We start from the raw sequence: 19804 nt of genomic DNA, 5'->3' as shown, positions 1-19804 counted from the left end.
CATCGTTAAATAGTATAGGCACGTCATATATGCGGGCGCTGGAGCAAGGTGTGGAATTGGATAGGCGCTCGCCAACGCCCACCAACCATAGATCGCTCTTAATTGCTGATGCCGCCAGCGTGATCCTGATATCTCGAAAAGCCTGCGATTTGCTTTCCTGAGAATTAGCCGGCTGCCAGCTGCTGGTTCAGGTGATCGGCCAGCCGGGTCGCGAGAGCAAGGATCATCAATGTAGGGTTTGCATGGCCGCTGGTGGGAAACACCGATCCGCCGGCGACATAAAGATTGTGCACGTCATGGATCCTGCAATTCTGGTCGACGACGCCTGTCTTTGCGTCAACCGACATGCGCGTCGTACCGAGCGTGTGGGCCATGTCGATGATTACGATGTCTTCAGGTCGCCGCTCGACTGCCCAGTCTTCGAGCTTGGGCACGGGCAGCCCGGCGCTTGAAAGGGATGCAGCCGATATCTGCGCTATCCTGAGAAGCGTCTGGCGCTCGACATCATTGATGCGCCAATCGACTTTGGCAAGCGGCGTTCCGAACGGATCCCTCCTGGTGCTGAGGCTGATACGGCTGTCGGCATTCGGCATCTGTTCGCAGATCGCCTCGATCCGAAGGCCTGTCAGCTTGTGAGGAAGCCCCCGACATTGAAATTCATCTGCGACTAAATTCGGAGACAGTCTTATCGCAGTGTTGACTACGAAATCCTTGAGCATTTTCGGGGTTCGATGATCTGAGAGGATCTTCATTCCGACGCCCTTGACTATGAGACCGGAACCTTTGACAACTGAGCATAGGTCACGACGAAAATTTGCGTCGTGACGCAGCAACCGCTTTAACGCGTCCCAGGGGTCATCCGGAGCGCGTTCCGTGGCGAAATAGATCGCGGCGTTCAGTAATTGCTCGCGTTCCTGTATCTGCGGCGTTAGTGCCAAGCCGTGCATGAACATATGTGCACGTCCTTTGTGGTGAACCCCGAAGAACCCAAAGAGCTTGGCCAGAGGGGACATTTGGTTGGCCTCTATGCGGCCTATACGAGCGCTAGGATGATCCATCAGATATCGCCCGACCAGATCGTAGTGATTGCCAATTCCTTTCGGGTGCACATCATTGGATGCCAGCAGCAATCTGGCGTTTTCAATTCCGCCTGCGGCCAAGACACACAATCTGGCTTTAATGCGTGCACGCTTGCCCGCCATGTTCGCGACGTCAAGGTGTGAAAAACGCGATCCGTCAGTGGTCAAGCCGATACGCGTCACGGTCGCATCCAGAAGAACATGTATCTGATCCGACCGCTTCGCCATGAACTCCCGTCCGAAACGCATAATGTCGAGCCGCTCGACGCGGGAGCGGGCAAACTGCCAATAAAAGGAATGAAGATCCGCCGCGTCAAAGCGCCTTGGCGGCTCCTTGGGGCTGAGATTGAGCAGCTCCATTGCCCGCAGAAGATAGGGCTCTATTTGGCTGCGATCCATTGGCCAGCCCGAACAGGGGACCCATGAGCGAGGCCTAAAATCCATGACATCGAAAGGTGCTGATTTGCCGGCCCATGCGTGCGTCGATCCCCCAAGCGCTCGGCAGCGAACGCCGAATGGTTGGATCTCACTCGACCAAAACTCTGCTTGTGGGCCGTGAAATTCCACCCGTCGGCGGATCTGCGCTTCCGATTGAAGCTCGCAGACATTTTCGACTTCATTGAGTGCCGAATGCTCGGCGTCTTCAAACTCGAGGCCGCTTTCGACGACGAATACCTTTCTGCCCGCTTTCGCGCATTGTGTTGCAATCGTCAGTCCCGCCGGTCCGCCTCCCACGATGACCAGGTCCGCAGTCATTGTTGCATTGTCATCAAATTTGGACAGACGGTCGATCTTCATGCGGAGCCATCACTTCAAAGAGGTCATCGTTCAAGATGGAGCGATCTTCATCACCTCATGTCATCCGGCGATTTAACCAGAATTAGAAATCAACAATATCCGTACAAAATTGGTAGGTGATAATTCGGTTGGACGTCAAAGGTCGCAACACATCACCCTATTCGCCGAGAATTCAGCACCGGTTCCATCTTGGAGGAGGCGAACTTCAGAGTTGCGCATTAGGATTTCAGCTTGCTGATGCTGTAATGAACAGTGCACGGGCGGCACGCAATACGGTGTTTTGCTTGATGGGGATGTAAGTTGGAAATCCTTTGCGCCAAATCAAACTTCCACGGCTTAAGATGGTAGAGACTTGGGTTCTTTGAGGAGAAAAGCCATGTCCTCGACATTTGTATCGATCGAAAAGGAAGATTGCCTCAAGCTGCTGGATGAGATCGCGTTTGGAAACATTATCGTCCGCAATGATGCCCCACCTAACATTTTTCCAGCGTTTTTCGTCCGGGAGGGGAACAAGATATTCGGACTGATGCTGGTCACCAGCGTTGACATGCACGCGGCGAGGGATCCCGATCGCTGGCGACTGGTGGCAAACGAGATCAAAGGTGACCAGTGGTATCTCGTCGTCATCTCAGGACCTTCACAGCAATTTCCCGTGACAGAAGCCTTCAAAGGCGAACGAGCTCATACGTGGAGACTGTTGCAGGATCGCAATCCATCTTGGAAAGGTAAGAAGCTGGATGACGTCTTCTCCGACAGCAAGAAGGAAGTGGCAATATGCTTCGGCATGTGGGTGGACGAGATATCAGGTTATTGCATCGAATCTCAACTCTTTCGGCAATTGCCGGATCCGTGAATGCAACGGTGCCAATACCATGCCGAAGCGCCATGGTATTAGCATTTCGATAGTCACACGCACTCCCCTCAATAACATCTACGACTTCGGTTGAGCCACCCAGGAGGTCGCAAGAGCGGGATTTTGTGATTTCAGCCTCATGTAGAGCTTCGGTAACCTTAGGGGTTTGATGAACTTAACTCGCTTAAGCCGCTTTTGTGGAAAAAGAACAAGCAACTCGGCATTTCGCAAAGCCGCGGGGGTATCAGGAAGCGCGATTTGCCGGATTTGAGAGTTCGAAACCAGCCTGGTATCCATAGCATTGCGAAATCAGTGAAAGCCTTTGGATTGTTTGTTTAATTTCTCGCGTGATGTCGTCCATGAATCTGCGTCCTGCGGCTGGAAAACTGCCACATGTTGGCGACGGGAATCATATCCGGCCTGGTGACGCTGCCGCGGCGATAACAGGACCGCAAATGGGATCGCGGCGATCGCCGTGTGTCCGAATGTGATCTAGGTCAAGGATCGCTGCATCCGCCCTGCGTAAAAGGCAATTCGAAGCCGACAGAGCATTGTTAGGCTTGGGGATACCAGGATGCGCCAACAGATTGCTCTTATCATTGCCAGTGTGATCGGGCTGAGCCTGTGTAGCGATGCTTGGGCCGATGATGCCGGCTCAGGCGCGCTGGCTGGGATCAAAGCTCTCTGGAGCAAGGTCGCTGGCCAACAGCTTCCCCAAAATATCACTATGTCGAATGGCCGCATCGAAGCTCAGCAAATACTCATCTCGGCTAAGTTTGCCGGTAGGCTTGCGGAGGTGCTTGTCGATGAAGGCCAGATCGTCGACGCCGGCGCTCCGATCGCCAGGATCGATACTGCCGATCTCGAGGCAGAGCTTGCCGGAGCAAAGGCCCAGGTGCGAAAATCAGAAACAAGCGAAATAGAGGCGACCGCGGCGATTGCTCAGCGCGAAAGCGAGCTCGTGCTGGCGCGTCAGGAGCTTGAGCGGGCGCAGGCCATGAGCAATTCCGGCAGTGGAACGATTCAGCAGCTGGATCTCAGGCGTAGCCAGTTGAGTGTCGCAGAGGCTTCGGTGCGGGCTGCTCAAGCCAATCGGGATGCGACGCAGGCGGCAACGGAGGCGGCGCGTGCCGAGGTTGCGCGCATCCAGTCCCTGCTGCAGGACGCCGTGCTCAGAGCGCCGCGGCGCGGGCGTGTCGAGTACAAGCTTGCGCAGACCGGCGAGGTGGTTGCCGCGGGTGCCCCGGTTGCGACCATGCTCGACCTTTCGGACGTCTCCATGACGATTTTCCTGCCGGCGCGGGCGGCCGGTCGTCTGGCGATCGGTGATGAGGCGCGCATCATTCTCGACCCCGCGCCGCAATATGTCGTGCCGGCGAGCGTCTCCTTCGTCGCGTCGGAAGCGCAGTTTACGCCGAAAACCGTCGAAACACAGGAGGAGCGTGAGAAACTCGTTTTCCGCGTCAAGTTGAGGATAGCGCCGGATCTGCTGAAGGATTACGAAGCCCGTGTCAAAACCGGGGTGAGGGGTGTCGGCTATGTTCGGATCGATCCCTCGGCTCATTGGCCGGGGGAGCTACAAGTGAAACTGCCGCAATGAGTGAGGCGGCCATTCGTTTCACTGCCGTAACCCACCGCTACGGCGCGCAGACAGCGCTCGATGCCGTCGATCTTGTAGTTCCCTCCGGCTGCATGGCGGGGTTGATCGGTCCGGACGGCGTCGGAAAATCGACACTGCTTGGCCTTGCGGCTGGCACCATCCGAATCCAGCGCGGACAAATCGAGGTGTTGGGTGGTGATATGGCCGAGATGCGTTACCGCCGCGCCGTTTGCGCCCGGATCGCTTTCATGCCCCAAGGGTTGGGACGCAATCTTTACCCGACGCTGAGTGTTGCGGAAAATCTCGATTTCTTTGGCCGTCTCTTCGGGCAGGACAACCGCCAGCGGCGAGCGCGCATGGATGAGCTGCTGCGTGTAACCGGACTTCTTCCCTTTCGCGACCGGCCGGTCGGCCAGCTTTCGGGCGGCATGAAGCAGAAGCTCGGCATCTGCACATCGCTGCTGCACAATCCAGATCTCCTAGTTCTCGATGAACCGACGACCGGTATCGATCCGCTTTCCCGTCGGCAGTTCTGGGAACTGATCAACAATATCCGGGCACAGCGTCCGCAAATGAGCGTCATCGTCGCAACCGCCTATATGGAGGAGGCAGAACGGTTTGACTGGCTGGCTGCATTGCATGGAGGGCGGCTGATTGCCACCGGCAGCCCGGCCGCAATCATGCAGAGGGTGGGACGACCATCATTGGAGGCAGCCTTTACTGCCCTAATGCCCAACACGGTCGCGGAGCAAAGTCCCCTGATCGTTACGCCGCGCGTGATCGCCGATGGAGTGCCGGCGATCGAGGCCGAAGGGCTTACCCGACGTTTCGGCGATTTCATCGCGGTCGATCACGTGAGCTTCCGAATCCCGAAGGGCGAGATCTTTGGCTTCCTCGGTTCGAACGGCAGCGGCAAGAGCACGACGATGAAAATGCTGACGGGATTGCTGCCGGCCAGCGAAGGTGCTGCCCGACTGTTCGGCCAACCGCTAAAGGCCGGAGACATCGATACGCGCAAACGCGTCGGTTACATGTCCCAGGCCTTCTCGCTTTATGGCGAGCTGACCGTGCGCCAGAACCTGGTGCTGCATGCGCGGCTCTTTGCTTTGTCGGCCAACGAGGTCGAGTCCCGGGTCGCCGAGATGCTTGCCGAATATGACCTGAGCGAGGTCGCAAACCAGCGGCCGGAGGATTTGCCGCTCGGCATTCGTCAACGTCTGCAGCTTGCGGCCGCAGTCATTCATCGTCCGGAGATGTTGATCCTCGATGAGCCTACGTCCGGTGTCGATCCTGTGGCGCGCGATGCCTTCTGGCGGTCGCTGCTTGCCCTGTCGCGGGACGACGGGGTCACCATTTTCCTGTCGACGCATTTCATGAACGAGGCCGAGCGCTGCGACCGGATCTCGTTGATGTATGCGGGCAAGGTGCTGGCGATCGGGAGCCCAGCCGAACTTTGTGCCAGGCGCGGCAAAGCAACGTTGGAAGAAACCTTTATCGACGTCCTGGCTGAGGCGGGTATGGGCGAAAATGTTGCCGGGGCCGATGGAGCGGCGGTGTTTTCCGATCAACATGCGTCGCCACAGCGCTTTTTCGACCCGGGTCGGCTCTGGGCGTATACGCGGCGCGAGACACTGGAAATATTGCGCGACAGAGCGCGGCTCGTCTTTGCCCTGTTGGGGCCGGCGATCCTGTTGCTGACGTTCGGCTACGGCATTTCCTTCGATGTCGAGCATTTGCCCTTTGCCGTCTACGACCAGGACCAGTCGGCCGAAAGTCGACAACTGGTCGAGAGCCTGCAGGGCTCGCGCTATTTCGAGGAGAAGACAGTGATCGCATCGGCCGGCGATCTGCAGACACGCCTGCAGACTGGTGAACTCAGAGTTGGCGTCGAAATTCCTCCTAATTTCGGCCGCGACCTGATACGAAAGGAAAAGCCGGAGGTTTCGGTCTGGCTCGACGGCGCCATGCCGTTTCGCGCGGAGACGGCGCGGGGCTATTTATCGGGTCTTGTCGCGTCCTACCTCGCAGACTCGTCAGCCCGGCGGACAGGACGTAACGCTTCGCCCTATCCGATCAACGTCGAAAGTCGCTTTCGCTACAATCAGGATTTCAAGAGCGCCAACGCCATCGTGCCGAGCGTCATCATGCTGCTGCTGGTGCTCATCCCGGCGATCATGACGGCGCTCGGTATCGTCAAGGAGAAGGAGACCGGTTCGATCGCCAATTTCCAGGCGACACCAGTCACGCGCATTGAGTTTCTGCTTGGTAAACAGCTTCCTTACATCGCGATCGCCTTTGTCAGCTTTGTGATGCTGCTCGTCATGACCCGCACGATTTTCGGCGTACCCATCAAAGGCTCCGTAAGCCTGTTGGTTGTCGGTACGATTTTCTATGTCTTTGCGACGACGGCCTTCGGCCTTGTCGTATCGAGCTTCGTCCGCAGCCAGGTAGCGGCCATCTTCGCCACGGCGATCGTCGCGATGATTCCCTCGGTCAACTTCTCCGGCCTCTTGGTGCCGGTTTCCTCGCTTTCGGGAGGCGGGCGAGCCATGGGTCTCTTTTTCCCAGCCGCCTGGTATCAGCCGCTGAGCGTCGGTGTAATCACCAAGGGGCTGGGTCTGGCGGAGCTCTGGCCAAATCTGCTGGCGCTTGCCGCCTTTGGCATCGTCTTTGTCGGAGCAGCACTTGCGGCGCTCAAAAAGCGGAGCGGATGACATGTGGGGAAAGCTTAGCCGTATCTTCCGGCTTGGCATCAAGGAACTCTATAGCCTGAGAGCCGATCCGGTGATGCTCATTCTCGTCATCTACACCTTCACGATCGCCGTCTACACGGTTTCGACCGGTGCCAAGCTCGAAGTCGAAAATGCCTCCGTCGCTGTGGTTGACGAGGATGGCTCGATGCTGTCGGCCCGACTGAGGGATGCACTGGCGCCTCCCTTTTTCAAGGAGCCAGTGCTGATCGGGGCAAACGAGATCGATACGGCGATGGATGCGGGCCGCTTCGTGTTCGTCGTAGAAATCCCGCCGAAATTCGAAGAGGACGCGATTGCCGGGCGCAAGCCGTCCCTCCAGCTCGATATCGATGCGACGGCCATGTCGCAGGCCGGCAACGGCGCCTCCTATATCCAAAGCATCGTCCTGCAGGAGGTGGCGACGGCGCTACCGAACAGCATGGCCGCCCAGCCGATTAATCTTGTTATCAGCACCCGTTTCAATCCCAATCTGCAATCGACCTGGTTCACCGCGGTGATGCAGGTCATCAACAACGTCACGATGCTCTCCGTCATCCTGACCGGTGCTGCCCTGATCCGTGAGCGTGAGCATGGCACGATCGAACATCTCCTCGTCATGCCGCTGACGCCAGCCGAGATCATGATGTCGAAGATCTGGGCGAACGGGCTCGTCATCGTGGCCGCAGCGGTGTTTTCCCTCGTCATCGTCGTCGAGCGGCTGCTTTCGGTGCCGATCGCGGGCTCGATCGGTCTCTTCATCTTCTGCGCTGTGCTCTATCAATTCTCGGTGACGTCGCTCGGTATTCTCATCGCAACGGCATCCGGTTCGATGGCACAGTTCGGGCTGATCTCGATGCCGGTCCTGATCGTGATGAACCTGCTGTCCGGCAGCACAACACCGATGGACAGCCAGCCACTCTGGCTGCAATATGCGATGACGATTTCACCTTCGACCCATTTTGTCGCTCTCTCTCAGGCTATCCTTTACCGAGGGGCCGGCTTCGAGGTCGTTTGGTCTGAAGCAGCCGCATTGCTCTTGCTCGGTACAGCCTTCTTTATTGTCGCTCTCATCCGATTCCGCTCGACCGTCGCGCAGGTGCGGTAGGGCCGCCTTTGATATCTGAAGATGGCCTTTTCCGGTCGCGGCGCGGACCATTCACCTGTCTGTCGCAAGCATCGATGCTCGTGGTGCCGTGAAAATGGAGCCGATATGGGCTGGGCCGTCCAAACCGCGCATCTTATTGGAAGCATCTGTCTTTGGTGATGTGGTTGCCTCGACAATGCTGACCGATTGACCGGGATCAAAGCGGTCGCATCCCGGATGTTGCATTGTTTCAGCTCTTCGGCATCCGCTCTGTTGGTTCGCACTATCCTTTCATGTCTAAAATAAGAATTGGATGTGATCTGCCCAGATTGGACACCAAAGACAACGCAAGGGCGTTAATCCCTCAGGCTAGCAAGGACGTGAGCAAATGACGAAACCGCAGGGCGACCTCATGGAGAGAGAGGCGCATCTGCGCTCGATCCTTGACACCGTGCCGGAGGCGATGGTGATCGTTGATGAAGCCGGGACGATCTCGTCCTTCAGTGTCGCTGCCGAAAGGCTCTTTGGCTACACGGCGGAGGAAGTATGCGGCAAGAACGTTAAAATCCTCATGCCACAAACCGATCGTGACGCGCACGACGGGTATATTGCGCGTTATCTGGCAACTGGCGAGCGCCACATCATCGGCTACGGGCGGGTAGTGAAGGGACAGCGCAAGGACGGCTCATTGTTTCCCATGGAGCTTGCCGTTGGTGAGGCGATAGCGAACGGCCGACGCATCTTCACTGGGTTTATCAGGGATTTGACCAGCCGGCACAAAATTGAGGAGGAGTTGCGCCAAGCGCAAAAGATGGAAGCCATCGGCCAACTCACGGGCGGGCTAGCACACGACTTCAACAATCTGCTCACCATCATCGGCGGCAATCTCGAGATGATCGAGACCAAGCTTCGAGATAAAAAACTTCTATCATTGTTGCGGGAGGCACAAGGAGCTGCCGAAGAGGGTGCCAAACTGACAGGTCAGTTGCTCGCTTTCGGACGGCGTCAACCACTTCATCCGAAGCTCGTGGATGTCGGCCAACTCGTGTCGGGTTTTTCCGACCTGCTAAGACGGACACTGGGCGAGACAACTGAATTCCGCACCGTTATCTCCGGCTCGGCAAATACGGCGCTTGTTGATGCATCTCAATTGCAGAACGCACTATTGAATCTTGTTCTTAACGCGCGCGATGCCATGCCGCGCGGCGGCAGTCTCTCGATTGAAATTTCCCGTGTGCACCTCGACGCCGATTACGCGCAAATGTACCCGCAAGTTCGTGCCGGCAATTTCATCCTCATCGCGGTGACAGATACTGGCATGGGAATGTCGGCAGACACCAAGCAACATGCCTTTGAGCCATTTTTCACAACCAAGGATGTCGGCTCTGGCACAGGGCTTGGTCTCTCGATGGTTTATGGCTTTGCCAAACAATCCGGCGGTCATGTTCAGCTTTACAGCGAAGTGGGGCAGGGCACGAGTGTGCGCATTTTCCTGCCTGTCGTGCAGAAGGATACGCTCGATTCGCACGATCAAAGCCAGCGAGACCAGGCTCAATCCGCAATTCCGGGGGGATCGGAGAAGATTCTTGTCGTCGAGGATGACGCGCGCGTGCGGCGCGTTGCCGTTTTGAGGCTCGCCGATGCCGGCTACAACGTAGTTGAGGCATCCAACGGCAAGGAGGCGCTTGAACGGCTTGAGGAAAACCCAGACGTTGCATTGCTTTTTACGGATATCGCCATGCCTGGCGGCATGACAGGTGACGAGCTTGCTGAGACCGTTCGTATTACCCGGCCGGAAATCAAGATTCTCTTTACGTCCGGCTACGCGGAGCCAGCCATCGCCGGCCGAGGTCTCGCTCAGTCGGGAGCCTGGTTGAAGAAGCCCTATACAGCTCGCGAGCTGGCGGTACGCTTGCGGGAGCTACTTGCTTGATGCCGTCATTACCTGACGCTGGCTCCAGGCGGTGACAAAGGCAGGAGTTGCTGAAACTTCACCGACGCTTCCGTTTGATAGAAATCGAAGGCGCTTTCCGCATTCGCAGTTATTCCCGATTTTGAGACTGAGATGGCCCTGCGGCGATACTGCAGTACACCAAGAAATTACTTGAAAAGGCAGGGCTAAACCGAAGGTGGCAATGGCGGGCCGGCGAATTTGTCATTGAGCTGCCTTCGTCGACCGAGCACGCGGCACTGCCTCGCAGACTGACGGGGTAACCTCCTAGATAAAGTCCTCTGTCGCTTGACTAAGTTGCCGGTCGGTCACTGGTCGGCATCGGTCCACACAGGTTCGAGAGCCGGAGCTCCGGTGAGATGCCGAAGCTCACCAGCATTGACGATCATTGGGGCGCAGGGCCGACGCGACCAAGCCCTTCACTAGCGAGCACAGGCTGCTTGTTCTGAGAAGGCCGGCTGCGCCTTCCGCCGCATCGGCTGTCTCGGAGAATGGCATTCCCATCTGTCTCTTCCGGTTCAGCCCAGCCGAGAGGATATTGATACGAAGGCAGATCTCGTTGAGTGCGGCAGGCGGAAGATTATTTTCGCGCTCCTGCTCATCTTACAAAGGATCTGTCTAAACACCCCCTGTGTTTTTAGGGGAAATTATTAATCCTGTTTCAATAAAGCTGAGGTAACTTCTCTTCTGATTGGGCAGGGCATGATGCGCCTGTGGTCGGGCGGCGCCTCGACGGCTCACGGATTGCTTTTCTTTTAGAAGTTTCACCACAAGAGCTCCAGAAATACGGGTTTGGCGAAGCGGGTCAGCGTCACAGCACCCCGAACGTAGGTGAGCAATTATGATTTTTTCTCTGCGCAATATACTTGTCGGAATTTTCCTTTTTCTTAGCATCGCTCTATGTGTGCTGACGGGATCGTCGACGCTTGATGCCTATCGCGATGCAGGCAAGTATGCTGACGTCTCGAAGTTCACCGTGCTCGACCGCGCGCTCTTCCAGACACTCGCCAACTTTCGCAACGAGCGAGGTGACGGCTCGTCGCTCGCCAAACTTGAGCTTGGCTCGCAAGATGCAACGCTCGCCTTGTTGAAAAAGGACAGGGGCATCGTCGACAAATATATGAGTGACGCAAAATCGGTCCTTGCAGATATCGACGACCAGACGGTCAAAGCCCCGATCACCGATGTCATGAACGCTTATGATCGGGTGGTCGCATTCCGCTCAAAGCTCGACAGCGAAGTCGTAAAGAAACTCGCTGATCGCGACCCGACACTGCAGGCTGCGACCCTGGACATTGGTCAGCAGTTCTTGACCGCGTTGGAGACAGGTTCGACCGCCATTGAAAGCCGGATCCGCACAAGTGATCCCTCAATGACGGCACTCATTCAGATCCGTGCACTGACATGGTACACGCGCGCAACGGCTGGGGCTGCAAACCTGTTGTTCGTCAACACGCTCGCCTCCGGAGAGGCGATGAAGCCCGAGGACGTCAGCAAGATCCAACAATTCGATTACACTGCGAATTTCACCTGGGAACAGATCGGCACTCTGGTCGATCATCCATCGACGCCACAGGTCGTCAGAGACGCCTATAAAGTCAGCAGCGCGAGCTTCTTCAACGGTGATTTTGCAGCAAAACACAGTGCATTGCTTGCGAAGTTCGCAGCTGGTGAGAAGAAGGCCATGCCCCTTGACGACTGGCGCCCGCTTGGCAACGCCGCCCTTCTGACCATCACGAACACCGCCGCGGCAGCCGCAGACGGCATGGTCGCGAACGCATCCGCCAGTCAGAACGATGCGTTCGTCAGCTTGATCGCCTACGGGCTTACTTTCCTTGTTTCCGTGGTTCTGAGCATTACGGGCATCTGCGTCATCATCTTTCGCGTCACCAGGCCCGTCGGGGCGCTAACTCATTCCATGACCGCACTCGCCGAAGGCAACCTCTCGGTCTTGATCGGTGGCGTCGAACGGCGTGATGAGATCGGCGCCATGGCGCGTTCTGTCCAGATTTTCCAGCAGGCAGCTCTGCGCAACAAGGCGCTTGAAGCCGAAGCCGCCGACGCTCGCATTAGATCGGAGAACGAACGCCTCGAAGTCCAGCGCCGCGCCGAGGAGGAAGCCGAAGAGAGGCTGCTGCAAGCAACGGGTTCGCTTGCGACAGGACTTCGTCATTTGGCATCCGGCGACCTGCGGTGCGAGATCGAAACGCCGCTGGCTGCGCAGTTCGAAGCTCTGCGTCACGACTTCAATTCGTCGGTCAGCCAGTTGCGCGCTGCGATGTCTCAGGTCGGCCACGCCGCGTCACTTGTAAACAGCGGCAGCTACGAGATTTCGCAGGCTTCCGATAATCTTTCCAAGCGCACGGAGCAGCAGGCCGCCTCGCTGGAAGAGACGGCAGCAGCGCTCGAAGAGGTTACGGCGAATGTTCAGTCGACCTCCAAGCGGGCTGGCGATGCCCGTGACTTGGTACGCGGTGCCCGATCGCGAGCCGAAAACTCCAGCCAGGTCGTCAACAATGCCGTCAATGCCATGGGAAGGATAGAGCATTCGTCCAAGCAGATCAGCCAGATCATCAGCGTGATCGACGAGATCGCCTTCCAGACAAACCTGCTTGCGCTCAACGCCGGCGTCGAGGCAGCACGTGCGGGTGAGGCCGGCAAGGGCTTTGCCGTCGTCGCCCAGGAAGTGCGCGAACTGGCCCAGCGTTCGGCCAATGCCGCCAAAGAGATCAAGGTTCTGATCGGCAATTCTGAAGTCGCCGTCGGCGAAGGCGTGAAACTCGTCAACGACACCGGCGAGGGCCTCGCAGCTATTGCCGACCTGGTCCTGCAGATCAATCAGCACATGGATGCGATTGCCACCGCCGCTCAGGAGCAGTCCATGGGGCTTTCGGAGATCAACAGCGCTGTCAATCACATGGATCAGGCGACACAGCAGAATGCCGCCATGGTTGAAGAGATGAACGCTGCCGGCGCTGGTTTGGCCGAAGAAAGCAAGCGTCTTGGCGAGCTTCTGAGCGCATTTCGCACAGGCGAAGCCGAGCGCATGGAGCCACAGGCAAGGCCCGTGGCCCGGCTTGCCTCAGCCCCGGCAACTGGCCGGCCAGTTGCACGCCCCGCTCCCGTCACGCAGGGCAATGCTGCGCTTAAACGTCTTCAGCAGGAGTGGTCGGAGTTCTGATTAGGCTTCCTCAAGCGCCGGACGGCTCTCGTTAGCCCGACGACCTCAGCACTTTCGGACGGTCATCACCTTTGAACCCATAAGGACGGGCAAGGCAGGTGTTGGCCGTCTGTGTTGACACTAATCCTGTCCTTGGGGAAATAAGAACTATGATGGGACATACGCATGCCACGCATTCAGAGATTGCCAAGGGGCCCGAAGGGCATTCGAAGAGCGTCATCGCGATGACCGAGGGCGGAAAGCCATGCCTCGACATCGCCCAGCACCTTTCCGCGGTCGAAAAGGCGATCATTAACGCCAAGCGGACGCTGATCCAGGAGCATCTGGACCACTGCCTCGTGGAGACCGTCGGCTCGCTTCCGAGGGACCGGCGGCAATCGATCGAGGAGTTCAACACGATCACAAAATACCTCTGAGCGAATGGAGGAGCTTGGCAGTTATATCGGCCTGTTCATGGCAGCGTTTGCTGCCGCGACCATCCTGCCGATGCAGACCGAAGCCATCCTGGTGGGCCTTGTGCTGACGGAAGACTATCCCGTCTTCTGGCTGATCGTCGTCGCGACCCTCGGTAATGTGCTGGGATCCACGGTCAATTGGTGTCTCGGGCGCGGGATCGAACGGTTTCGTGAGCGACGGTGGTTTCCGGCCGGTTCCAAAGCGCTCGATCGGGCGCAGGCATGGTACCGCCGCTATGGGCGATGGTCGCTGCTGGCAAGCTGGCTGCCGGTCGTCGGCGATCCAATCACCGTTGTCGCTGGAATCTTGAGGGAGCCGTTGCCGACGTTTCTGCTATTGGTCACCGTCGCCAAGGCGGGTCGCTATATTGCGCTCGCGACGGCGACAGCGGTGCTGGCATGATCGCCCGGGAAGTGGCCCTTCGCACTCAGCAACATACAACACATCTCCGTGAGCCCGGCTTCCAATACCGGAAGCGTCGTGCAATTATCGCATTATGACTCTCCTGCGGACCCTCCATCGTCTGTTCCTGCTCGTCGCCATGCTCGCGGTCGTTATCGGCCCGATGACCATCGGGCTGGCGAGCAGCGCGATGGCGTCTTCGGGTCACATGACAACGGACGCAGTGAGGAGCGAGGTGTTCGGCATGAAGATGGCCGAGGACATGCCCTGCTGTCCTCAGAAGCAGCCGGTCAAGCCGGAGTGCGCCAAGGGTTGCCTGCTGGCAGTGGTCTGCACGACATCCATCTCTGCACACGTGTCCGACCACCACGGCTGGTCCTTCGCCATTTCCTGGTTGTCCCATCGCTACGACTTGATGCCTGCTCCTCTATTGGCGTCTGCGTTCCTCGAGCCGCCGGCCCGACCTCCAAAAGCCTGATCTCAAGCCATTCTTGAAACATGCCTGCGGTTCACGCCGGGCGCATTAACGCGTCCGCTGAGATCCGACAGCCATCAATTTTGACCCGAGGACGCGATCAAAGAGTGCGTCCCGATGAGATCGGAAATCATGAACAACACCTCTCTTTCCGCAGGAGCGATGCTCCTCGCCGGCGTGCTGGTCGCCGGCTCCGCCACCGTGACCCTTGCTGCCTCTCAGGACTACGAGTTCCAGCCTGTTTCGACCGACGTAAAGCAAGGTCAGGGATCACCGGTCTCCGTCCGTCTGATCGACAAGCGGACGGGCAAGCCCGTCCCGGACGCGGTCGTCTTCACCACACGCATGGACATGGCCCCCGAGGGCATGGAAATGATGACGACGCCCGTCCGGGCGGCAACCTCGACGGAACCCGGCGTCTATGCCTTCAACACCGACTTCACTATGGCGGGTAGCTGGCGCTTCAAGCTCGCTGCCAAGATCCAGGGCGAGCCGGACACCGTTCAGGGCGAACTCGTGCTGAAGGCCGCCCCTTGAGCACGCCATTTCGCGTGGCAGCCACGCTCTCCCTCGCCGTATTGCTGGGCGGGGGAGGCTATTGGGCTGGCACGAACAACCTGGCCTCCATGATCGGCCTCGGTCTGGCCGAGACGGCGATGGCCACGCCGGCTGCCCCGATGACCGTGCCCACGGGCGCGATCGTCTACTACCGTCATCCTGACGGGCTGCCGCAGTTCTCGTCGACGCCGAGGAACGCCGACGGCGGGCGGCCGTTCGTCGCCGTGCACGCCAGCGAGGACATCAGCTTCGACGACACGGCGAAGGCGCCTGCCGTTGCTGAAGCCGCGAAGGCGGAACCCGCAGCCGCTCCTGCGAAGGGAAAGATCCTCTACTACCGAAACCCGATGGGCCTTCCGGATACCTCAAAGGTACCGAAGAAGGATTCCATGGGCATGGATTACATCCCCATCTACGAAGGCGAGCAGTCCGACACCTCGACGGTGAAGGTCTCGCTCGGCAAGCTACAGCGCACGGGCGTGAAGACCGCCACCGCCGAGTTGGCCAGCATCGGCCGTAAAATCCAGGTTCCGGGGACCGTCGCCCTGGACGAGCGCCTCGTCAGCATCATCTCGATGCGGACGGATTCCTTTGTCGACGACGTCGCCGACGTCACGACGGGCAGCCACATCCGCAAGGGCGAGAAGCTCTTCCGCTTCTATTCCAGGGAGATTGCGACCGCAGCGTCGGAATATGCCGCCGGCAAGAGCGATGGGCATGGCAATGGCGACGCCGGCTCGGCGCTGCGGCTGAAGAACCTTGGTGTCCCGCAGGAGGTCATCGACGGGATAGCAAACACCCGCCAGGTGCCACCGAGCATCAGCTACGTCGCCCAGCGCGACGGCATCGTCCTGGAACGTATGGCAACGACGGGGATGATGGCGAAGCCCGGCGACATCCTGTTTCGCATCGCCGATATCTCCAACGTCTGGGTGATGGCCGAGGTGCCGGAATACGACCTGGCTTCGGTCCGGAACGGTGCCGAAGTCAATGTTAGCATCAGGAGCCTTCCCGGCAAGACCTTCAAGGGCGTTGTCGATCTGATCTATCCCGAAGTCGACATGCAGACTCGGACGACGAAAGTGCGCATCGAGCTCCCCAATCCTGACGGCGAGCTGCTTTCCAACATGTATGCCGACGTTGACATCGAGGCTGGCGCGCCGGCCCCTGTCGTCGCCGTCCCCAACAGCGCCGTCATCGACACCGGCGACCGTCAGGTCGTCTTCATCGACAAGGGCGATGGAAAATTCGAGCCAAAGGACGTCAAGCTCGGCGTTCGTGGCGATGACAACACCGAAATCCGACAGGGCGTCGCCGCCGGCGACAAGGTGGTCGTCTCGGCGAACTTCCTGCTCGACGCCGAAAGCAATCTCAACGCGGCGCTGAGCGCCATGACCCCCAAAGAGGCCAAGCCATGATCTCGCGCATCATCTCCTGGTCCGCCCATAATCTTGTCCTGATCTTCGTCGCCGCGGCACTTGCCGTGGCCGGCGGCATCTACGCGCTGCGCTCCTTGCCGCTCGACGCCATTCCCGATCTCTCCGATGCGCAGGTCATTGTCTATACCGAATATCCTGGACAAGCTCCTCAGGTGGTCGAGGACCAGGTCACCTATCCTCTGACGACATCGATGCTGACAGTACCGAAGTCGAAGGTCGTGCGCGGCTTCTCCTTCTTCGGCGTCTCCTTCGTCTACGTGATCTTCGACGATGGCACCGATCCCTACTGGGCGCGCAGCCGCGTGCTGGAATATCTGAATGTCGCGTCGAGCCGCCTGCCCCAGGGAATCACGCCGACGCTTGGACCAGATGCGACCGGCGTCGGCTGGGTCTACGAATACGCGCTTGTCGCCAAGGAGCTGTCGCTCGCCGAACTGCGTTCGCTGCAGGACTGGATCGTGCGCTTCGGTGTCTCCAAGTCGGAGGGCGTCGCCGAGGTCGCAAGCGTCGGTGGCTTCGTCAAGCAGTATTCCATTATTGTCGATCCCGCTCGGCTCAAGGCGCAAGGGGTATCGCTGAACGATGTCGCCAATGCCGTGCGCGCCAGCAATACCGACATCGGCGGCCGAACGATCGAGCTGTCCGAGTTCGAGTTCGCGGTGCGCGGCCGTGGTTATCTCAAGGGTATCCCCGATATCGAGAACATCGTGCTGAAGAGCCAGAACGGCGTGCCATTGCGTCTCGGCGACGTGGCGAGGGTGGAACTGGTTCCGGACGAGCGGCGCGGCATCACCGAGCTCAATGGCGAAGGCGAAGTGGCTGGTGGCATCGTGCTGCAGCGCTTCGGAGCGAACGCGCTCACGGTGATCGACAACGCCAAGAAGAGCATGGAAACGATCAAGGCCAGCCTGCCGCCTGGCACCGAGATCGTTCCCGTCTATGACCGCTCGACCCTGATCGAGGCGGCAATCGAGACGCTGAAGGGCACGCTGGTCGAAGAATCGATCGTCGTCGCGCTGGTGACCATCGCCTTTCTCCTGCATGTCCGCAGTGCGCTGGTCGCCATCGTCATGCTGCCCGTCGGCATTCTCATCGCCTTCATCGCCATGCGGCTGCTCGGCCTCGGCGCCAACATCATGAGCCTCGGCGGCATCGCCATCGCTATCGGCGCGATGATCGACGCGGCGATCGTCATGATCGAGAACGCCCACAAGCATCTCGAACGGGCGCCACCCGACAAGCCGCGGGTGGAGATTCTCGTCGAGGCGGCGAGCGAAGTCGGTCCGGCGCTGTTCTTTAGTCTGCTGATCATCACCGTGTCGTTCCTGCCGATCTTCACGCTGGAATCACAAGAAGGCCGGCTGTTCGGCCCGCTCGCCTTTACCAAGACCTTCTCGATGGCGGCGGCAGCACTGCTGTCAGTGACGCTGGTGCCGGCACTGATGGTGCTCTTCGTGCGGGGACATATCGTACCCGAACAGAAAAATCCGGTGAACCGTATCCTGATCTGGCTCTACCGCCCGATCATCTCCGGTGTCCTGAAAGCAAAGTCGCTGACGATCCTGGCTGCCGTCGCCATCCTGGCGGCGACGGTCTGGCCCGCCCAGCACATCGGCAGCGAATTCATGCCCAATCTCGACGAGGGCACGTTGATGTACATGCCGACCACCCTTCCCGGTATCTCCGTCACCAAGGCAGCCGAGCTGATGCAGACGCAGGATCGCATCATCAAGTCCTTCCCCGAAGTCCAGACGGTGTTCGGCAAGGCCGGCCGGGCGCTGACGGCGACGGATCCGGCGCCATCGGAGATGTTCGAGACGATCATACAGTTGAAGCCGAAGTTGAAATGGCGACCGGGCGTGACCATCGACAGTCTCAAGCAGGAGATGGACTCGGCGCTGCAGTTTCCAGGTGTCTCCAACGCCTGGACTATGCCGATCCGCGGACGCATCGACATGCTGTCGACCGGGATCAGGACGCCGGTCGGCGTGAAGGTCTACGGTACTGATCTCGGCGAGATGGAAAAGATCGCCAGGCAGATCGAAGGCGTCTTGAAGGAAATCCCAGGAACATCGAGCGCCTATGCCGAGCGGATGCTCGGCGGCTACTATCTCGACATTGTTCCCGACCGCACAGCGCTCGGGCGCTACGGGCTGACGGTCAACGACGTGCAGAATGTGATCGGCATGGCCCTCGGCTCGGAGGTCGTCACCTCGACCGTCGAAGGACGCGAGCGATACGGTGTGGCGGTACGCTATCCTCGCGCATCGCGCAGCGACCCGCAGGCGATCGCAAGGGACGTGCAGATATCGCTGCCGGGTGGCGGAATGGTTCCGCTCGGGGAGGTCGCCGATGTCAAGCTCAGCCGCGGGGCGACGACGATCCGCACGGAAAATGGCCAGCTTGCCGTCTACGTCTATGTCGACATTGCAGGCCGCGATCTCGGCGGCTATGTGGCGGAGGCACAGCAGGCGGTCGCCAGGAGCGTGAAGCTGCCACCGGGCTATTCCGTCGCCTGGAGCGGGCAGTTCGAGTATCTCGAACGAGCCACGGCGCGGCTCGCCGTCGTCGTCCCCCTGACGCTGGCGCTGATCTTCCTGCTGCTCTACCTTAACTTCAAGGCATTGACCGAGACGATGATCGTCATGCTGTCGCTGCCGTTCGCGCTCGTCGGCGGCATCTGGCTGATGTGGTGGATGGGCTTCAACGCCTCGGTGGCAGTCGCGGTCGGCTTCATCGCCCTTGCCGGTGTCGCGGCGGAAACCGGGGTGATCATGCTGATCTACCTCGACCATGCCATGAAGGAGCAGCGCGAGGCCTGCGAACAGGAAGGCCGTTTCTTCTCGAAGCTGGATCTCAATCGGGCCATCATGGTCGGCGCGGTCGAGCGTGTCCGGCCGAAGATGATGACGGTCGTTGCCATCATGGCGGGTCTCGTGCCGATCCTCTGGAGGACGGGAACGGGATCGGAGATCATGCAGCGCATCGCAGTGCCGATGATCGGCGGCATGGTATCATCGACATTGCTGACGCTAATCGTCATTCCGGCCGTCTACGGCCTAGTGAAAGGGTGGCGGCTACCGACGGTATCTTTGCAAAGCCGGTCTGCCGAGGATGAGGAGCGCCGTCTCGAGGCCGCCGAATGACAGGAGGATGCGATGGGTGAACGATAGGATGGATGGCGGCATGCGGGGAA

13 protein-coding genes are annotated in these 19804 nt (G+C 59.0%); 12 read left to right on the top strand and 1 reads right to left on the bottom strand.

Features of this window, described 5'->3' with window-relative positions:
* Window positions 1–164: 164 nt before the first annotated feature.
* A complete protein-coding gene (locus tag PH552_RS05575) occupies window positions 165–1877 on the bottom strand; it encodes a GMC oxidoreductase (RefSeq protein WP_113251246.1) in 1713 nt (570 codons plus the stop codon).
* A gap of 376 nt (window positions 1878–2253) precedes the next feature.
* On the opposite strand from PH552_RS05575, the gene PH552_RS05570 reads away from it, so the two are divergent.
* The 12 genes from PH552_RS05570 (at window position 2254) to PH552_RS05515 (ending at window position 19754) form a co-directional block, all read left to right on the top strand.
* A complete protein-coding gene (locus PH552_RS05570) occupies window positions 2254–2730 on the top strand; it encodes a hypothetical protein (RefSeq protein WP_113251247.1) in 477 nt (158 codons plus the stop codon).
* A gap of 574 nt (window positions 2731–3304) precedes the next feature.
* Complete coding sequence (locus tag PH552_RS05565; protein ID WP_113251248.1) at window positions 3305–4330, top strand: HlyD family secretion protein; 1026 nt, start codon at window positions 3305–3307, stop codon at window positions 4328–4330.
* Window positions 4327–7044 (top strand): ribosome-associated ATPase/putative transporter RbbA, encoded by a 2718-nt coding sequence (gene rbbA, locus PH552_RS05560; protein WP_113251249.1) that lies wholly within the window; start codon window positions 4327–4329, stop codon window positions 7042–7044. The genes PH552_RS05565 and rbbA overlap by 4 nt, the downstream gene beginning before the upstream one ends.
* Before the next feature lies 1 nt (window position 7045).
* A complete protein-coding gene (locus tag PH552_RS05555; protein ID WP_113251250.1) occupies window positions 7046–8167 on the top strand; it encodes an ABC transporter permease in 1122 nt (373 codons plus the stop codon).
* Between the two features lie 367 nt (window positions 8168–8534).
* Window positions 8535–10079 (top strand): PAS domain S-box protein, encoded by a 1545-nt coding sequence (locus PH552_RS05550; RefSeq protein ID WP_483315470.1) that lies wholly within the window; start codon window positions 8535–8537, stop codon window positions 10077–10079.
* Window positions 10080–10938: 859 nt separating this feature from the next.
* Window positions 10939–13278, top strand: coding sequence for a methyl-accepting chemotaxis protein (locus PH552_RS05545; RefSeq protein WP_113251252.1), 2340 nt, complete (start codon window positions 10939–10941; stop codon window positions 13276–13278).
* Window positions 13279–13427: 149 nt separating this feature from the next.
* Entirely contained in the window at window positions 13428–13694 is a 267-nt protein-coding gene (locus tag PH552_RS05540; protein ID WP_113251253.1) for a metal-sensing transcriptional repressor, read from the top strand.
* Window positions 13695–13698: 4 nt separating this feature from the next.
* Window positions 13699–14136 carry a YqaA family protein gene (locus tag PH552_RS05535; RefSeq protein ID WP_113251254.1) on the top strand — a complete coding sequence of 146 codons (438 nt, stop codon included), beginning with the start codon at window positions 13699–13701 and terminating at the stop codon, window positions 14134–14136.
* Between the two features lie 94 nt (window positions 14137–14230).
* Window positions 14231–14614 carry a hypothetical protein gene (locus PH552_RS05530; RefSeq protein WP_113251255.1) on the top strand — a complete coding sequence of 128 codons (384 nt, stop codon included), beginning with the start codon at window positions 14231–14233 and terminating at the stop codon, window positions 14612–14614.
* Window positions 14615–14728: 114 nt separating this feature from the next.
* Complete coding sequence (locus PH552_RS05525; RefSeq protein ID WP_285165694.1) at window positions 14729–15148, top strand: FixH family protein; 420 nt, start codon at window positions 14729–14731, stop codon at window positions 15146–15148.
* Complete coding sequence (locus PH552_RS05520) at window positions 15145–16587, top strand: efflux RND transporter periplasmic adaptor subunit (RefSeq protein WP_285165693.1); 1443 nt, start codon at window positions 15145–15147, stop codon at window positions 16585–16587. Before PH552_RS05525 ends, PH552_RS05520 begins: the two co-directional genes overlap by 4 nt.
* Complete coding sequence (locus PH552_RS05515; protein WP_113251256.1) at window positions 16584–19754, top strand: efflux RND transporter permease subunit; 3171 nt, start codon at window positions 16584–16586, stop codon at window positions 19752–19754. Before PH552_RS05520 ends, PH552_RS05515 begins: the two co-directional genes overlap by 4 nt.
* Window positions 19755–19804: the final 50 nt, after the last annotated feature.

Origin of the sequence: Rhizobium aureum, from assembly GCF_030182495.1 — a bacterium.
Lineage (GTDB): Bacteria > Pseudomonadota > Alphaproteobacteria > Rhizobiales > Rhizobiaceae > Rhizobium > Rhizobium tropici_C.
Note: the sequence above shows the minus strand (reverse complement) of the source record. Positions and strands in the feature narration are given on the sequence as shown.

Coding starts and splice junctions, on each gene's coding strand:
- rbbA (WP_113251249.1), top strand. CDS start 4,327: ATGAGTGAGGCGGCCATTCGTTTCACTGCCGTAACCCACCGCTACGGC.
- PH552_RS05565 (WP_113251248.1), top strand. CDS start 3,305: ATGCGCCAACAGATTGCTCTTATCATTGCCAGTGTGATCGGGCTGAGC.
- PH552_RS05545 (WP_113251252.1), top strand. CDS start 10,939: ATGATTTTTTCTCTGCGCAATATACTTGTCGGAATTTTCCTTTTTCTT.
- PH552_RS05530 (WP_113251255.1), top strand. CDS start 14,231: ATGACTCTCCTGCGGACCCTCCATCGTCTGTTCCTGCTCGTCGCCATG.
- PH552_RS05535 (WP_113251254.1), top strand. CDS start 13,699: ATGGAGGAGCTTGGCAGTTATATCGGCCTGTTCATGGCAGCGTTTGCT.
- PH552_RS05570 (WP_113251247.1), top strand. CDS start 2,254: ATGTCCTCGACATTTGTATCGATCGAAAAGGAAGATTGCCTCAAGCTG.
- PH552_RS05555 (WP_113251250.1), top strand. CDS start 7,046: ATGTGGGGAAAGCTTAGCCGTATCTTCCGGCTTGGCATCAAGGAACTC.
- PH552_RS05525 (WP_285165694.1), top strand. CDS start 14,729: ATGAGATCGGAAATCATGAACAACACCTCTCTTTCCGCAGGAGCGATG.
- PH552_RS05550 (WP_483315470.1), top strand. CDS start 8,535: ATGACGAAACCGCAGGGCGACCTCATGGAGAGAGAGGCGCATCTGCGC.
- PH552_RS05575 (WP_113251246.1), bottom strand. CDS start 1,877: ATGAAGATCGACCGTCTGTCCAAATTTGATGACAATGCAACAATGACT.
- PH552_RS05515 (WP_113251256.1), top strand. CDS start 16,584: ATGATCTCGCGCATCATCTCCTGGTCCGCCCATAATCTTGTCCTGATC.
- PH552_RS05540 (WP_113251253.1), top strand. CDS start 13,428: ATGATGGGACATACGCATGCCACGCATTCAGAGATTGCCAAGGGGCCC.